Origin of the sequence: Streptomyces sp. SID13031, assembly GCF_010548305.1 — a bacterium.
GTDB lineage: Bacteria > Actinomycetota > Actinomycetes > Propionibacteriales > Kribbellaceae > Kribbella.
Genome location: NZ_JAAGLV010000008.1, coordinates 270,624 through 285,337 on the forward strand (window position 1 = coordinate 270,624; position 14,714 = coordinate 285,337).

10 protein-coding genes are annotated in these 14,714 nt (G+C 69.0%); 7 read left to right on the forward strand and 3 right to left on the reverse strand.

The window, feature by feature from the left end; genetic code table 11:
- Window positions 1–11: 11 nt before the first annotated feature.
- The 3 genes from G3I17_RS18295 to G3I17_RS18305 are packed head-to-tail and all read right to left on the reverse strand — an operon-like array spanning window position 12 to window position 7,683.
- Entirely contained in the window at window positions 12–1,445 is a 1,434-nt protein-coding gene (locus G3I17_RS18295; RefSeq protein ID WP_164597772.1) for a carboxyl transferase domain-containing protein, read from the reverse strand.
- The gene (locus G3I17_RS18300; protein ID WP_164597774.1) at window positions 1,442–1,870 is read right to left on the reverse strand and encodes an acyl-CoA thioesterase; all 429 of its coding nucleotides are present in this window, start codon (window positions 1,868–1,870) and stop codon (window positions 1,442–1,444) included. The genes G3I17_RS18295 and G3I17_RS18300 overlap by 4 nt, the downstream gene beginning before the upstream one ends.
- The gene (locus tag G3I17_RS18305) at window positions 1,867–7,683 is read right to left on the reverse strand and encodes a type I polyketide synthase (protein WP_164597776.1); all 5,817 of its coding nucleotides are present in this window, start codon (window positions 7,681–7,683) and stop codon (window positions 1,867–1,869) included. Before G3I17_RS18305 ends, G3I17_RS18300 begins: the two co-directional genes overlap by 4 nt.
- A gap of 301 nt (window positions 7,684–7,984) precedes the next feature.
- Here G3I17_RS18305 and G3I17_RS18310 point away from each other — a divergent pair, with 301 nt between their 5' ends.
- The 7 genes from G3I17_RS18310 to sbnB are packed head-to-tail and all read left to right on the forward strand — an operon-like array spanning window position 7,985 to window position 14,707.
- Entirely contained in the window at window positions 7,985–9,877 is a 1,893-nt protein-coding gene (locus tag G3I17_RS18310) for an FAD/NAD(P)-binding protein (protein ID WP_164597778.1), read from the forward strand.
- Window positions 9,874–11,439 (forward strand): AMP-binding protein, encoded by a 1,566-nt coding sequence (locus G3I17_RS18315; RefSeq protein ID WP_164597780.1) that lies wholly within the window; start codon window positions 9,874–9,876, stop codon window positions 11,437–11,439. Before G3I17_RS18310 ends, G3I17_RS18315 begins: the two co-directional genes overlap by 4 nt.
- The gene (locus G3I17_RS18320) at window positions 11,436–12,212 is read left to right on the forward strand and encodes a hypothetical protein (protein WP_164597782.1); all 777 of its coding nucleotides are present in this window, start codon (window positions 11,436–11,438) and stop codon (window positions 12,210–12,212) included. Before G3I17_RS18315 ends, G3I17_RS18320 begins: the two co-directional genes overlap by 4 nt.
- Before the next feature lie 3 nt (window positions 12,213–12,215).
- Complete coding sequence (locus G3I17_RS18325; protein ID WP_164597784.1) at window positions 12,216–12,506, forward strand: phosphopantetheine-binding protein; 291 nt, start codon at window positions 12,216–12,218, stop codon at window positions 12,504–12,506.
- Between the two features lie 26 nt (window positions 12,507–12,532).
- A complete protein-coding gene (locus tag G3I17_RS18330; protein ID WP_164597786.1) occupies window positions 12,533–12,742 on the forward strand; it encodes an MbtH family protein in 210 nt (69 codons plus the stop codon).
- 6 nt (window positions 12,743–12,748) lie between these two features.
- Window positions 12,749–13,714 carry a 2,3-diaminopropionate biosynthesis protein SbnA gene (sbnA, locus tag G3I17_RS18335; RefSeq protein WP_164597788.1) on the forward strand — a complete coding sequence of 322 codons (966 nt, stop codon included), beginning with the start codon at window positions 12,749–12,751 and terminating at the stop codon, window positions 13,712–13,714.
- Window positions 13,715–13,723: 9 nt separating this feature from the next.
- Complete coding sequence (gene sbnB, locus G3I17_RS18340; protein WP_164597790.1) at window positions 13,724–14,707, forward strand: 2,3-diaminopropionate biosynthesis protein SbnB; 984 nt, start codon at window positions 13,724–13,726, stop codon at window positions 14,705–14,707.
- The last annotated feature ends 7 nt before the right edge of the window (window positions 14,708–14,714 follow it).

The following is a 14,714-nucleotide window of genomic DNA, read 5'->3' on the forward strand; positions in this document are numbered from 1 at the left end:
CCGTCGGTCGATCAGAGCGGGATGTTGCCGTGCCGGCCGCGCATCGGGCCGTTGGCCTCGGCTGCGGCGATGGCGGTGGCGAGGGCGGAGCGGGTTTTGCCGGGGTCGACGATCTGGTCGACGACGCCGATCTCGCGGGCCCGGTCGATGCCGCCGGCAATCTTCTCGTGTTCGGCGGCGAGCTCGGCCTCGACCTGCGGACGGAGCTCGGGATCGATCTGCGCGAGCTTGCGCCGGTGCAGGACCCGGACCGCCGCGACCGAGCCCATCACGGCCACCTCGGCGCGCGGCCAGGCGAACACCCGGGTCGCGCCCAGCGAGCGCGCGTTCATCGCGATGTACGCCCCGCCGTACGTCTTCCGGGTCACCAGCGTGACCCGCGGTACGACGGCCTCCGCGAACGCGTGCAGCAGCTTGGCGCCGCGTCGTACGACACCGTCCCACTCCTGCCCGACACCGGGCAGGTATCCGGGGACGTCGACCAGCACGACGAGCGGTACGCCGAACGCGTCGCACATCCGGACGAACCGGGACGCCTTGTCCGCGGCCAGGGCGTCCAGGCAACCGCCGAGCCGGAGCGGGTTGTTGGCGATCACGCCGACGGTGCGACCGCCGAGGCGGCCGAGCGTGGTGACGATGTTCGGCGCCCACCGCTGATGCAGCTCCGCCAGGCTGCCCTGGTCGAGTACTCCGGCGACCAGTGGGTGGACGTCGTACGCACGCTTGGCCGACTCCGGCAGGAACCCGGACAGCTCCAGATCCGGTACCTCGGCCGACACCGACCCCTGGTTCGCCAGCAGCTCCGCGAGCCGGCGGGCCTTCTCGATCGCGGCTGCTTCGGTGTCGGTGGTGATGTGGACGACGCCGGACCGTCTCCCGTGCGGCTCTGGACCGCCGAGGCGCAGCATGTCGACGTCCTCACCGGTGACCGAGCGGACCACCTCCGGACCGGTGACGAAGATCCGTCCCTCCGGGGCGAGGATCACGATGTCGGTCAGCGCCGGACCGTACGCGGCACCACCCGCGGCCGGGCCGAGCACCACGGAGATCTGCGGGATCTTCCCCGATGCCTGCGTCATCGCGTAGAAGACCTTGCCGACCGCGTGCAGGCTCAGCACCCCCTCGGCCAGTCGCGCGCCACCGGAATGCCACAACCCGATGATCGGCACCTGCTCTCGCCGAGCCAGCTCATAGGCCTTGAGTACGACCTCGCACCCCTGGTCACCCATCGCACCACCCATCACGGTGGCATCGGAGGAGAACGCGATGACGGCGACGCCCGCGATGGTTCCGCGGGCGGCGAGCATGCCGGACAGGTCGTCCGGAGCGATCAGCTCGAGACTGCCCGCGTCCAGCAACCCGGTCAGCCGGCTGACCGGGTTGCGGGGGTCGTTCGCGCGCGGGAGCTTGGCCGGATCCCTGGCGGCGGCGGTGGTGACCGTCACGAGCTGAACCTGCCCAGCGCTTCGAGTAGTTCCTTCGGCGGCACGTCGGGGATCAGCGGCTCACCTGCCGACCCGCGGCGCATGCAGGCGACCGTTTGCTTGCCAAGGGCCACCACCGCGTTCTGCCGGCGGTAGGTGAACTCCATCGTCAGCCGATGTCCACCGCGGGACGGCTCGGCCTGCCGCATCAGTATTTCGACGTCGTCACCGGCGAAGCATTCGTCCAGGAACTCGACCTGGACGTTGACCGTCACCATCGCCAGCTCACCGGTCTGCAGCAGCCGGACGACGTCCGGTGCGTGATCGTAGAGAAACTGCTCGCGGCAATGCCCCTGCCAGCGCACGTAGTGCGCGAAGTAGACGTTGCCGACCAGGTTCGTCTCCTCGAAGGCGACCTTGTGCAGAAAGCGATACGGGGAACTCATCGGCGTACCGCCGCGATGATGTCGACCGCGGCGGCGGCCACCAGCAGTCCGCCTTGAGGATGCAGCAGGCTCACCAGCACGCGAGTGTCCGGCGTACTGAGGACCAGCTCGGTCGGCTGCACCAGCTGGGCGGTCAGCTCGGCGTCAACCGGATGCCCGGCCTTCACCATTGCCTCCCGCGCGGCCCAGACCGCGAACCGTGCGACCTGCTCCTCAAGCTCCCCGGACAGCCGGCCCGCGAGGTCGAGGTCTCCAGGACTGAGCGCCGGCGGATCAACCTGAGCGACCTCGAGCCAGTCGACGCCGACCCGGCGGTCCGGCGCCCAGATCGTCAGTCGCAAGCCGTCGCAGCTGCTGGTGGCCGCGAAGCCGTCGGCGGACTGCAACCGGCCGGCCGGGCTGTGCCCCCAGTCACCGCCTGTCCATCCCGCCAGTACGTCGCTTGCGGGCACATCGGCGGAGGTCACGACAGCGTCCAGCTCGCTGCTCCACCCGAGCTCGCGGATCCGCCGGGCCAGGTGGGCGCCTGCCAGCCTCCGATCAGCGTGCTGCCCCTGGAGCAGGCCGGTACTGCGCAGTACCAGCCCGGTCCACTCCAGTGCAGGGCCGTCGGGTCCGGTTGCCACGATGTCGAAGCAGAGATCGGTCTCCGGCAGGTCCGAATCGCTACGCTCCTTGGCTGTCACCTGTAGTGGCCCTCGCCCGGGCGGCCGGTGGACCGCGAATGCCGCGGCACTCACTGGTAGCAGTCGCCGCCCTGGATAGCACGCTTGCAGCGCGTGGATGCTGGCATCGAGCAGACCGGGATCGCCGAGCATCAGTCGACCGGGCAGGAACCGGGAGAACCACTTCTCGCCCCGGCCGACCAGTTCTGCTTCGAGTTGTCCCGCGCCGACCCGGTGCAGTGCCGTCACGCACTGGAAGGCGCCGTCATGGAAGTAGAGCGGGCCGTAGAGGTGTCGCAGCGGTACGCCGGCCGGTGACTCGCTGGGAGGCTCCGGATCTCCTGACGAGTGCGGGCTGACTCCGGCGTGGACGGTCATCGTCACGCAGTCGGTGCCGAACCCGTCATCGTCAGCTCGGATGACGGCGTCGACGGTGTCGTCGGCCGATCGGGAAGCCCGGACGGCAACTCGCAGCGTTCGGTGGGTCTGGTCGTCCACGGTGATCGGCCGGTGCAGCCGCAGATCGGTGAAACGTCGCCAGTCGCTGTCCGGTGCGACGATGCCGGCGGCCTGGGCAACAGCTTCGAGGCTTGCCACCGTGGGCAGGACGGCGAGTTCGTCGATCCGGTGATCGGCCACCGCGCGATCGGTGTCCCAGCTCAGCTCGGACTCGGCCACGACCTCGACACCTGGCGTCCGGCTGCGGATCGTCTCCGCGTACCGCAACGGCGGTGTCTCGGCGGCGGGCATCACCACCGTCGGTCCGGCGGGCAGCCGGCCGGTCAGCAACTGAGTGACCGGGCCGTCTCCGCTGAGTGCCGCGATGAACAGCCGGCGTCCGTCCTCCGGTCCGATCGCGGCAACACCCGACCTGGCGAGCGAGTCGAGAGCGCCGAGGTCGACGCCCATCCCGACCGCTGACCAGACGCTCCACTCCAGGTGCCGGACGACGGTGTCGCCAGCCTTCTCGGCGTAGCGCTCGGTACTGGCCCGGAGGCGGTCGTTCGCGAGGCAGTAGTCGGTCTGCCCGGCGAGGCCGGCGCGCCCGATGATCGAGCCGAACGTGGCCACGAGTCGCAACTCGCCCAGATCCGGACAGCTCGACAGCAACGCCTCGAAGGCGACGTGCTTGACCGATGCCGCTCCCGCCAGCGACTCGGTGGTTACCGCCGAGAGCGGTTGCGGCGCGTTCAGACCTGCTCCGTGAACGAGTCCGCGCACCGGGCCGAGCTCGGCCGCGGCCGCCCAGAGCCCCGGTAGTGCGTCCGGGTCGGTCAGGTCGCAGGACAGGTAGCAAGCATCGAGCCCAGTGGCCGTGAGACCGGCCAGTGCGCGGGCGACCTGCTCGTCGTCGCCCGGGCGGCGGCCGACGAACAGCAGCCGGGCGCCGGTGCGTTCGGCGAGTTCGGCGGCGCACTCCGCGGTGATACCGGTGACGCCACCCGTAACCAGGCAGACGTCCCCCGGCAGCAGCGGCAGGACCGGCAACGGGTCCGGTGTCCGCAGGTGATGAGTGGTCCGCGCCGACCATCCGTCGCGGTCCAGGCGCAGGTCGGCGAAGGTGCCGTACGACGGAACCTCGGCGAGCCATTCCGTCACCGGTCGATCGGTCTCGACGCAGACGATCCGCGGTGGCTGATCCAGCTCGACCACCAGGCTTCGCCCCAGACCGGCGCCGTCGCCGTGGTGAGCGATCACCACTTCCTCGTACGGTCCGTCGGCGACCACTCGCCGAAGCGTTTCGACGATGAGCTCGTTCTGCCGCCGCTGGTCTGAATCCAGGACGACCAGCAGACCCAGCTCGTCGCCGCCGCCGAGCTCGATCTCGGGAGCCCCGACGGTGTGCCAGCGCAGTTGCCGGCCGTCGGTACCAGACGGCACAGGCTGCCACCGGTGCTCGAACGGCTCCGTCCAGCCGAGCGCGCCGGCCAGTCGGTCACCGTCGCCTGCCCCGGCCTGGGGAAGGCCGGACAGTGTCGCGGACAGTTCGGCGATCGTCGCGTCTGCCAGTGCAAGCGGTGTCATGGGCATCGCACGGCCGAGGCGGCCGGCAGCTCGGGCGAGCAGTTGCCCGACCTGGAGGGAGTTGAGGTGCAGGTCCTTGGACAGTGACAACTCGGGTGCGAGGCCGTCAGCCGGCAGCCCGGTGAGCTCAGTCAGGACCTCGAGCACCACCGCGTCGTCCGGAGTGTCGTCCAGCTCAGCTGATACCGGCAGCGTCGCGGGCTCGGCTGGTTGACTCTGCAGGTCGTCCGGTAGTGAGGCCGGTACCACCTGCGCTACTGCGATGGGGACTACCTGGACGGTCGGCACCACCTCGGCGGGCGGCACCACCAGGGGGATCGGCTCGGTGCCGGGTAGCAGACCGCAGGGGTTCGACAACAGCACCGGTGCGCGGCCGCGGGTGATCGGCCGGGTGCTACGAAACCGGTGCCAGCTTTCGAGGTGTGCCAATTGTCCGCCGGCTGCCAATGCGGCGGTGACCCGAGCCAGGCCGGTGGGGTCGCCGCCGACGTCCATACTCACTACCGGCGTGCCGATGTCGGCCACGGCCAACTGCCCGAGCATCCGCCCGGGTCCGCACTCGACTACCAGTTGGCAGTTCTCGGCGAGCTGTTGCACCGCCTCCCGGAACCTCACCGGAGCGACCAGTTGCCGGACGAGTTGGGTGCGCAACTCCTCAGGGTCGAGCTGAACAGGCCCGCCGGTGATGGTCGAGATCACGCCATGGGTCGCGGAGGTCAGCTCGGTCCGGGCGAGTTCCTCCCGGAACGGGGCGACGGCCGGTGTCATCGCGGCGGAGTGGAAACCGTGCGATACGGGCAGTCGCCGGGTCCCGACGCCGCGGCGCCGGGCGAGCTGGGCGAGCTCGGCGAGGAGCGGCACCGGACCGGCGACGGTCGTCTGGCTCGTCGAGTTGGTACCGGCCACGACCAGCTCCGGGCCTTTGCTCGCCGGCTCGCCGGTCGCCGGGATCGTGGACCAGGCGGGCTCGCCGGTGAGTGCCGTGATCAGCTCGGCGGTGGTCTCCTCGTCCGCGGCCACTGAGAGCATCGAGGTCCCGGCGATCCCGAACTCACTCATGATCCGGCCGCGGGCTTCGGCCAGGGACAGTCCGGCTGCTGGTTCGAGTGCGCCGGACCAGATCAACGCGGTGATCTCGCCCAGGCTGTGGCCGACCGCGCGATGCGCCTCGATGCCGAGCGTGTCCAGCCAGGCCAGGCCGAGCAGCGAGGCTGCGACGATGGACGGTTGCGCGAACCGGGTGTCCTCGCTGCCGGCCGGGCGGCCCGCAGCCAGTGCGGCTCCGGCCCGGGCCGCGGTCAGTAGATCGCCGCCATCCACCAGTTGCTCGAGGACAGTGCCTGGCTGGATCATCGGCGCTGCCTGGCCCGGGAACAGCAGTCCGACCCGGGCCGGCGTACCGCGGCCCACGAAGCACTGCCGGCCGGCGAGCAGCTTGGGATCAGCGCCGGAATGCTGCTCTTCGGCCCGGTCGAGCAGAGTCGTGCCCTCGGCCAGGGCAGCGATCGCTTCGCGCCTGTTGCGGAACGTGCAGGTGAACCGATAGGGCAGGCGGAAGTCGGTGGTCCTGGCCAGCGTCACCGCGAGGTCCCGGGTCTCGGCGTCGGACAACACTTCGAGATCGTCGGCGAGCTCCCGCATCGCCTGCCGCAGCCCGGCCGAGGTCGTGGCCGCGAGTGCGACGATCTCGTCCGGCCCGGTCCGGGCGCTCAGCGGGATGGCGGTGCGCCGCCGGGTCCGCTGCTGGTGATCGGTGAGGACGACATGGGTGTTGATCCCGCCGAAGCCCATCGCGGACACGCCTGCCACCAGCCGGTCCTGGGTCCAGGCGACCGGCTCCTTGAGCAGTTCCAGGGCCGGACTGTCGGCGATCAGTGCGTGCGGATGCCGGAAACCGGTTGCTGGGGGCAACGTTCGGTGATGCACGGCCAACGCCGCCTTGATCAGTCCCGCGACGCCGGCCGCCGCCTTGGTGTGGCCGATGTTGGCCTTGATACTGCCCACCGCCACGGGACGGGTCGCCGACTTGCGCAGTTCCCGGAAGGTGGCGAGCTCGATCGGATCGCCGACGCCGGTGCCGGTGCCGTGTCCTTCGAACATGCCGACCGTCTCCGGGCTCAGCCCGGCTTCGGTGTAGGCGCGGGTCGCGGCCATGACATGACCATGCTGCGCGGGCCGGGTCAGTCCGCCGGCCCCGTCGCTGGACATCCCGGCGCCCGCGATGACGGCGTACACGGGCAGGTCGTGCCGGAGCGCGTCGGCGGTCCGCATCAAGGCGACCAGGCCGCAGCCCTCACCCGGTAGGAAGCCGGTCGGATCCGCGTCGTAGACCCGCATCTCGCCACGGCTGAGGGCACCCAGGCGCGCGAATCCGACCAGCTCGAAGGGATCGATACTCATGTCGACGCCACCGCTGATCGCCAGATCGAGATCGCCGCGGAGCAACGCGTCCCGAGCGTTCATCACGGCCAGCAGGGACGACGAGCAGGCCGCGTCCACGGTGTAGCCGGTGCCGTGCAGGTCGAAGTGGTTGCAGATCCGGCCGGCGATCGTGTTCGCCATGGCGCCGGCCAGCGACTCGTCGCCAGGGGCCGGGAAGTACGAGCGGAACTGCGCTGCCGTTGCGGCGAGGAGTTCCTCGTCGACCGGCCGGCCCAGCGCCTGGGCGGAGGAACGCATCGTACGTTCGATGAACGGCCAGCGGAGCCGCAGGCCGTTCGCCCGGCTGGTCTCGCCGGTCAGCGAGTTGCCGAGGACGACTCCGGTGCGCTCGGGCCGGAACCAGGGCGCCGAGGCGGTGCCCAGGCCGTCCAGTAGCCGCGATGCGGTGTCCAGGGCCAGCCAATGGCTCATGTCGGCAGCCTCGTACAGGCCCTGCGGCACCCGGAACGCGGCCGGGTCGAAGGCCCAGCCCTCGATCAGCGCCGCGGATTCGACGTAGGTCAGGTCAGGTGCGCCCGTACCGCGATCGAAGTACTCCGAGCGCGGCAGCCGGATATCCGGGATCGCCCGGAACGCCGTCCGCTGATGGAGCACCATGTCCCAGAGCTGGTCCGCGGTCAGTGCTTCGGGATAGGTAACGGCGATGCCCACCAGGGCAACCGTGTCTGTCGCGGTCGTCACAGCTCACCGCCGGTCCATGGATCGTGCGCGTGGGTTTCGAACTCCGCATCCATCGGGAACCACCACTTCCGTCTAGTCACCACGTGCACCGGTGGTGTCTCACCGGAGGCTAGAGCGGGCGGCGGAGTCACTACATCCTCGAAATTGCCCTGGCCACAGCCCCGATCCGGTGACTGGAAGGCCGGGGCGCAATCGCGAAGGTGCGCCCGGCCGAGCGGCCCTGGAAACCTCTCTGTGGGGCCGCCGATTTAGGTCCTGTGGCCCATTTCAGCCAGCGGTGTAACTCACTTGGAGGCCTGTGATGGGTGGGCACTACGCGCCGGGAAGTTCGGTCACTGTCGCGATCGTCGGGATGGGCGTTCGGGGGCTGAGCGTCCTGGAGCGCATCATCAGTCAGGCTGCCCTCGTCGATCCGTTGCTGAGGATCGACCTGCACCTGGTGGACGGCAACCCAGCCCAGCCGCGGCAGTACGACAGTCATCAGCCGGACTATCTGCTGCTCAACCACGCTTGCGCACAGGTATCGATGTTTCCTGCTGCCCAGTCCGTGACTCATGCGCCCGCCATGAGCGGGCCGAGCCTTTACGACTGGGTACGAGAGCGCGGGCTGCGAGTCGCAAGCGATGGCTTCACGGTCGGAAACGACGGGCGTCAGGTCAGGCCCACCGACAACCTGCCGCGACGGGTCTTCGGCGACTACCTGCGGTGGTTTCTGGAGCACCTACGGACCAACGCTCCGGACAACGTACGCCTGATCGACCACGCGTCCGACGCCGTGGATCTGAAGCAGGACGGCGATACGGCGATCTTGTCTCTCGGCAACGGCGACCATGTCGAAGCGGACTATCTCTTCGTGACGGTCGGCCAGCGACCGCAGCCGGCACCCCGCGACCGCGACCGGTCATCGAGCCGGCTGATCGCAACGGCGTACCCGTTGCCTGGGCAGTTCGCGTCCATCCAACCGTCCGAGACCGTCGCGGTCGCGGGCCTGGGGCTGACGGCCGCCGACGCGATCTTCGCTCTGACGGTCGGCCGAGGCGGCAGCTTCGACCAGACGGTCTCGCCGGAGCGCTATCTGCCGAGCGGCCGCGAGCCGCGGATCATCGTGTTCTCCCGATCCGGTCTGCCGTACCGCGCACGGCCCACCCCCTCGCCCTGCGTCTCGTACGACGCCGTCGCCCTGACCCGGACGGCGATCGACCGGTTGCGGACCCGAACGCCGCGACTGGACTTCGACCGAGATGTCCTTCCGCTGCTCCTGCTCGAACTGCGAGTGGCGTATCAGCGGGCGAAGCTGCTGCAGGAAGCGGGCGAGCAAGCTGCCGAGGCTTTCCTTCTCAGTGCCCGCGGCGCTGCTGCCGAAGGGGTTCTGGACACCTTCGCCGAGCTGCCGGGGCCAGCCGAGTTCGACGCCGAGACGGTCTATCGGGGGACCGTGGCGACGAGCGCGGAGGTTGACGGACGGGCCTATCAGCGATCGCTCGAGTCGTGGCTGACCGCCGACCTCGCGGATGCGATGCGCGGATTCGAAGGGAGCCCGGTCAAGGCGGCGACCGAGATCTGTCGCGAGTTCCGCGACATCATCAGATACGCGATCGAGTTCGGCGGCCTCACCGACGCCTCGCTCGACCGGTTCTACCGCCATCACCGGGAAGCGATCAACCGGCTCGTCATCGGGCCGGAGAAAGAGCGATCCGGCAACCTTCTGACCTTGCTCCGATCAGGTCTGGTATCGATGCCCGTCGGGCCGAATCCCCTGGTGGACTGGGACGATGACACCGGCACCTGGACGCTGTCCTCCACCGCGCTGTCGGTCCCCCAGACGGTCAGCGCGGACTGGCTCTACCGGGGTTACACCGATCGGATCACCTCGGTGGAAGACGATCCGGCCGTCGTCGGCGCGATCGCCAGGCGAGGCATAGCGCGACGGTTCAAGCCGGCCAGCACCGTGGTGTCGTCCGTCGAGGTGGATGGCTGTGGTCATCCGATCGCGGAGAACGGCGAGTCCGCCGCCCGGATCTGGATCTTCGGGTTGCTCTGCGAGGGAGTGACGTTCTACAACGGCTATCTCACCTCACCCGAGCGGTTCGAACGCTCCCAGTCCGACGCCGATCGCGCGGTCCACGAGCTGATCGAAGAGGTCCGGCCCGACCGGCAGATCATCAGCGCGCTCGAGGGGGGTGCCCGGCGATGATCATCGAGACCGGACTGTGGGGAGGGACGGCCCAGCCGCCCTGCGTGCTCAAGTCGTTCGAGCGCTCGGTCAAGCTCCGGCCGGCGGCGCTGGCCGTCACCGACTCGGAGTACCGGTTGACCTACTACGAGCTCGCCGGCTGGATCGCCCAGATCACCGATCTCCTGCGGGAGAACGGCATCACCGCGGGTGACACAGTCGCGGTCACCGGGCCGCGCTGCGCGGCGCTGGTAGCCGCGGCCTGGGCGGTCGTCGGCGCGGGCGCCACGTACCTGCCGCTCGATGGCAATCTCCCGCGCAAGCGTCTGGCCTACATGCTGGCCGAGAGCGGAGCCAAGCTTCTCCTGCACGCAGGACCGGACCCGGAGACGCCCGCCCCGCGCCGGGCCAGGATCCCGGAGTGGACCGGATCGGACCTGCTGGCCGGGACCGGCCTGACCTTCTGCACCTGCGCATCTGATGACCCGGTTTACGTCGTCTACACGTCGGGGTCGACCGGGATGCCTAAAGGGGTGGCCGTCCCGCACAGCTGCATCGACAACATGGCGTCGTGGCAGCAGCATCACTCGCTGCGCCAGAACCTGCGGACGGCGCAGTTCGCACCGCTGAACTTCGATATCTGGTTCCAGGAAATGCTCAGTACGCTGGGCGGCGGCGGGACGCTCGTCATCATGCCCGAGGAACTGCGCCAGGACCCGATCGAGTTGCTGGACTGGCTCGCACGCGAGCGGATCGAGCGGCTGTTCGTGCCCTGTGTCGCGCTGCACATGCTGGCCACGGCGGCGACGGCGTTCGACTCGCTGGGGAACCTCGTCCTGCGCGAGATCAACACCGCGGGAGAGCAACTCGTCTGCACGCCGGCGATCAAGGACTTCTTCGACCGCTTGCCGCAGTGCAGTCTCAACAACCATTACGGCCAGAGCGAATCGCATACGGTGTCGGTGCACACGCTGACCGGGCGAAGCAGTTCATGGCCCGCCCTGGCGCCGATCGGCGTCCCGCTGCCGGGCTGCGAGATCCTGTTGGACGTAGCCGAGCCCGGTGACCCGGAGGTCGGTGAGCTGCTCGTGGCAGGGTCGCCCTTGTCGCTGGGATACCTGAACCAGCCGGAACTGAACGCGCAGCGCTACGTGCAGGTCGAGCCGACAGCGCACGGGCATACCAGGGCCTTTCGGACCGGTGACTTGGTGAAGGTCGAGAACGGACTGATGTACTTTCTCGGCCGCACCGACCACGAGGTCAAGATCCGCGGGTTCCGGGTGAATCCACTGGAGGTCGAGGCCTGCCTGGGTAAGCAGCCAGGAGTGGTGGAGGCCATCTGCGTCCCGGTCGACCTCGGCCCCGGCTCCCGTCAGCTGCGAGCTGCGGTGACGATCCCGGCCGGCGTGGAGTTCGATCCGGCCGCAGCGCTCGCCGCGCTGCGCGAAGAGCTTCCGTCGTACTCCGTCCCGCCATCCGTCGCCGTGCTACCGGCGATGCCACGGACAGCCAGCGGCAAGGCCGATCGAGCCGCGGTCGCGCGATTGCTTGCCCCAGGCCACCGACCGGCAGTAGTGGGGTGACCATGCTCCTCGTCCTCGACTATCCCGGCCGCCGGCCAGAGGCCCACGTCAGTGAGATGCGGCTCGACCAGTGCGGATTCGACTGCACGGAAGGACTTACGTCGCTGCTGCCGACCGCGCTGACGACCTCGGCGTACGCCGAGCAGCTCTACGCACAGCAACCGCTGGATCGCCCAGTCGCAGTGATCGCCTACTGCGCCACCGCGCCACTGGCTGTCGCGATGGCAAGACTTCACGCGGGCCTGGGCGATCCGCTGCCTCTCGTGTTGCTCGACCCTCAGCAGACTCCGCCGTCCGAGATCGTGCTCGAGTACCACGAGGTCGTACGACAGGTCGAAGGCAAGGCGCCGTTGACACAGCGGCCGCCACTGCTCGACATCGAGGGTCTGCTCGCCACTCCCGAGGTCCTGGTCGAGCGGATAGCAGAGGACCTGCGCCTACGGGCCAGGCTGGCTCTGGAGGCCTACGGGTTGGGTGGAGCCGACGCCAGCGGTCCGGTGGAGGGTGTGGTCGGCGTGTACGTCGAATGGCTCACCTTCCTGGTGGCGGCTCATTACGGCGAGCAGCCGTCTCCGCTGGGCCCGGTCCTGCAGGTGCTTTCGCGAGTGCATCCGGCCGACGCCGGCTGGTTGGGTGCCGCCGATCTGCAGACCGTACGGATCTCCTGCGATCGGCCGGAGCTGGCCATCAACGCCGACGCGCGGGCCGCAGTACTCGACTTCCTTCACCGGTTCGCGCTGCCGGCGTCGGCCGGCCTGGGACAAGGGGGATAGGACATGGAGCCCGACCTCGTCACCGAAACCGAACTCAGGTTGGCCGGCCTGTGGACCGAGCTGCTGGGCGTCGACAGCGTCGGCCGTGGTGACGACTTCTTCGACCGCGGTGGCGACTCGATGCTCGCCGTCAGGTTGGTGCTGTCGGCCCGCCGCGCCTGGAACGTGGAGTTCCCCGTCCGGGTGCTCGTCGAGTCGCCGGTTCTCAAAGACCTGGCGGTCCGGATCGACACGCTGGTCGCCGGCCCCGGCAACGGGCAAGATGCCCGGTCCGCCGGTGCCACGCACGATTGAGGCCAACGACGAAACGAGGAGTTCTCGTGTCCAATCCGTTCGAAGACGCCGACGCTCGTTATCGAGTTCTGGTGAATGACGAAGCCCAGTACTCCTTGTGGCCCACTGCTGTCGCGGTACCGGACGGCTGGACCGTCGTCCACGACGACGACACCCGCGCCGCCTGCCTCGAGTACGTCGAGGAGCACTGGACGGACATGCGTCCGGCCAGCCTGGTCCGCGCAGAGCACGGCTGAGGTTCGATGATCTTCGGCGCCGCGTCCGACATCGTCACCGACGACATCTTTCTGGACCTGGCCGGGTTCGTCCCCGGCGTCGAGCTGAACCTGAAGCTGGAGGGTTTGAACCCGGCCGGGTCGATCAAGTTGAAGACCGCCGTCTCACTGATCGAAGACCTGGTCAGCAGGTTCGGGATCGGTCCCGGCGACCGGCTGATCGAATCGTCGTCCGGCAACCTCGGCATCGCGCTCGGCACCTTGTGTGCCAGCAGGGGAATCGGCCTCACGATCGTGGCCGATCCCAACACCAACACCGCCGCCCTGCGCACGATGCAGGCGCAAGGCACCACGGTCGTAGTGGTCACCGAGCGGGATGCCAACGGCGGTTTCCTGCAGACCCGGCTCGACTACATCCGGGCCGCGCTGTTGCGGGACCGGAAGCTGTTCTGGCCGAACCAGTACGCAAACAAGGCCAACAGTTCCGCCCACTACCGGCATACCGCCCAGAGCATCCTCAAAGAGCTTCCCGAGGTCGGCGCCGTGCTCATCGGGGTCAGTACCTCCGGCACGCTCATGGGTTGCCTGGAGTTCTTCCGCGAGCACCGCCCGGCCACCCGGATCATCGCCGTCGACTCCGAGGGCTCGATCCTGTTCACCGGTCAAGGTGCCCCGCGCCTCATCCCCGGGCTGGGCGCAAGCCTGCATCCCGAACTGCTGGTCGACGACGGCGACTACGAGCGGGTCGTCGTGCCTGAAGTAGAAGCGGTTTCGGCGTGCCATACGGTGGCGCGCCGCTACGGACTGCTGGTCGGCGGTTCCACCGGCACGGTGCTCGCCGCAGTACGCCGGCTGGCGCCCACGCTCCGCAACGGGGAGCCGGTGGTGGCCATCTCACCGGATACCGGAGAGCGGTATCTCGACACCATCTACTCGGAGGACTGGGTAGCTGATCACTTTCCGGGCGTCGGCCTCGTGCCGGCTCAGTGGTGAGGAGTCCGAATGTTCCAGGTCGTACCGCAGGCGGTCGTCGTCGATGCGCTCGGCAGTTCCCGCGATGCCGTCCTGGCGGCGGTCGAGGAGGCCTATCTGGCCCATCACCGAGGGGACTCCGTCAACCCACCCAGCCATTTCCTGCGGTTCCCGGACAAGCCGTCAAGCCGGATCATCGCTCTGCCGGCCTACCTGGGTGGCGGCGTCGGGATGCCCGGGCTCAAATGGATCAGTAGCTTTCCAGGCAATCACGAACTCGGGTTGCCGCGGGCGTCAGCCGTTCTGCTGCTCAACGACTACCGCACCGGCCGACCGGTGGCGTGCCTCGAGGCGTCTCACATCAGCGCTGCGCGGACCGCTGCGTCAGCCGCGCTGGCCGTACGCGCCCTCCGACCCCAGGGTGGCCCGGTCAGTCTCGGCTTCGTCGGTACCGGCGTGATCGCTCGCACCATCGCGGACTTCCTCCAGCACACGCGGCTGCCGGTCACTCGATTCGTGTGCCACGATCTCGTCGCCGTACGAGCTCAGGAGTTCGTCGGTTACGCGGGCAGGCACTGGCCGGAGTCTGGTGAAGCTGTCGAGCTGGAGGCCGCGCTCGACTGCGACGTGGTCGTCTTCGCAACGACCGCGGGTGAGCCCTACCTACCGGAGACCCTGCGGTTCCGGCCAGGACAGACCGTCCTCAACATCTCCTTGCGCGACATCCACCCGCAGACCCTGCTGGCCGCGCAGAACATCGTTGACGACGTGGACCACTGCCTGCGCGCACTGACCTCACCACATCTGGCCGAGCAGCTGTCCGGCGGGCGCGAATTCGTCACGGGAACTCTCGCCGGCGTCCTGCTCGGCAAGTGTGAACCGCGGCCGCAGGAACCTGTCGTGTTCTCGCCGTTCGGCCTCGGTGTTCTCGACCTCGCGGTCGGCGCCATCGTGCTGAACGGTGCGAAGGGCGACCCGCGCACCGTTGCGGTAGCGGACTTTCTCGGGGACTGAAGGAGGC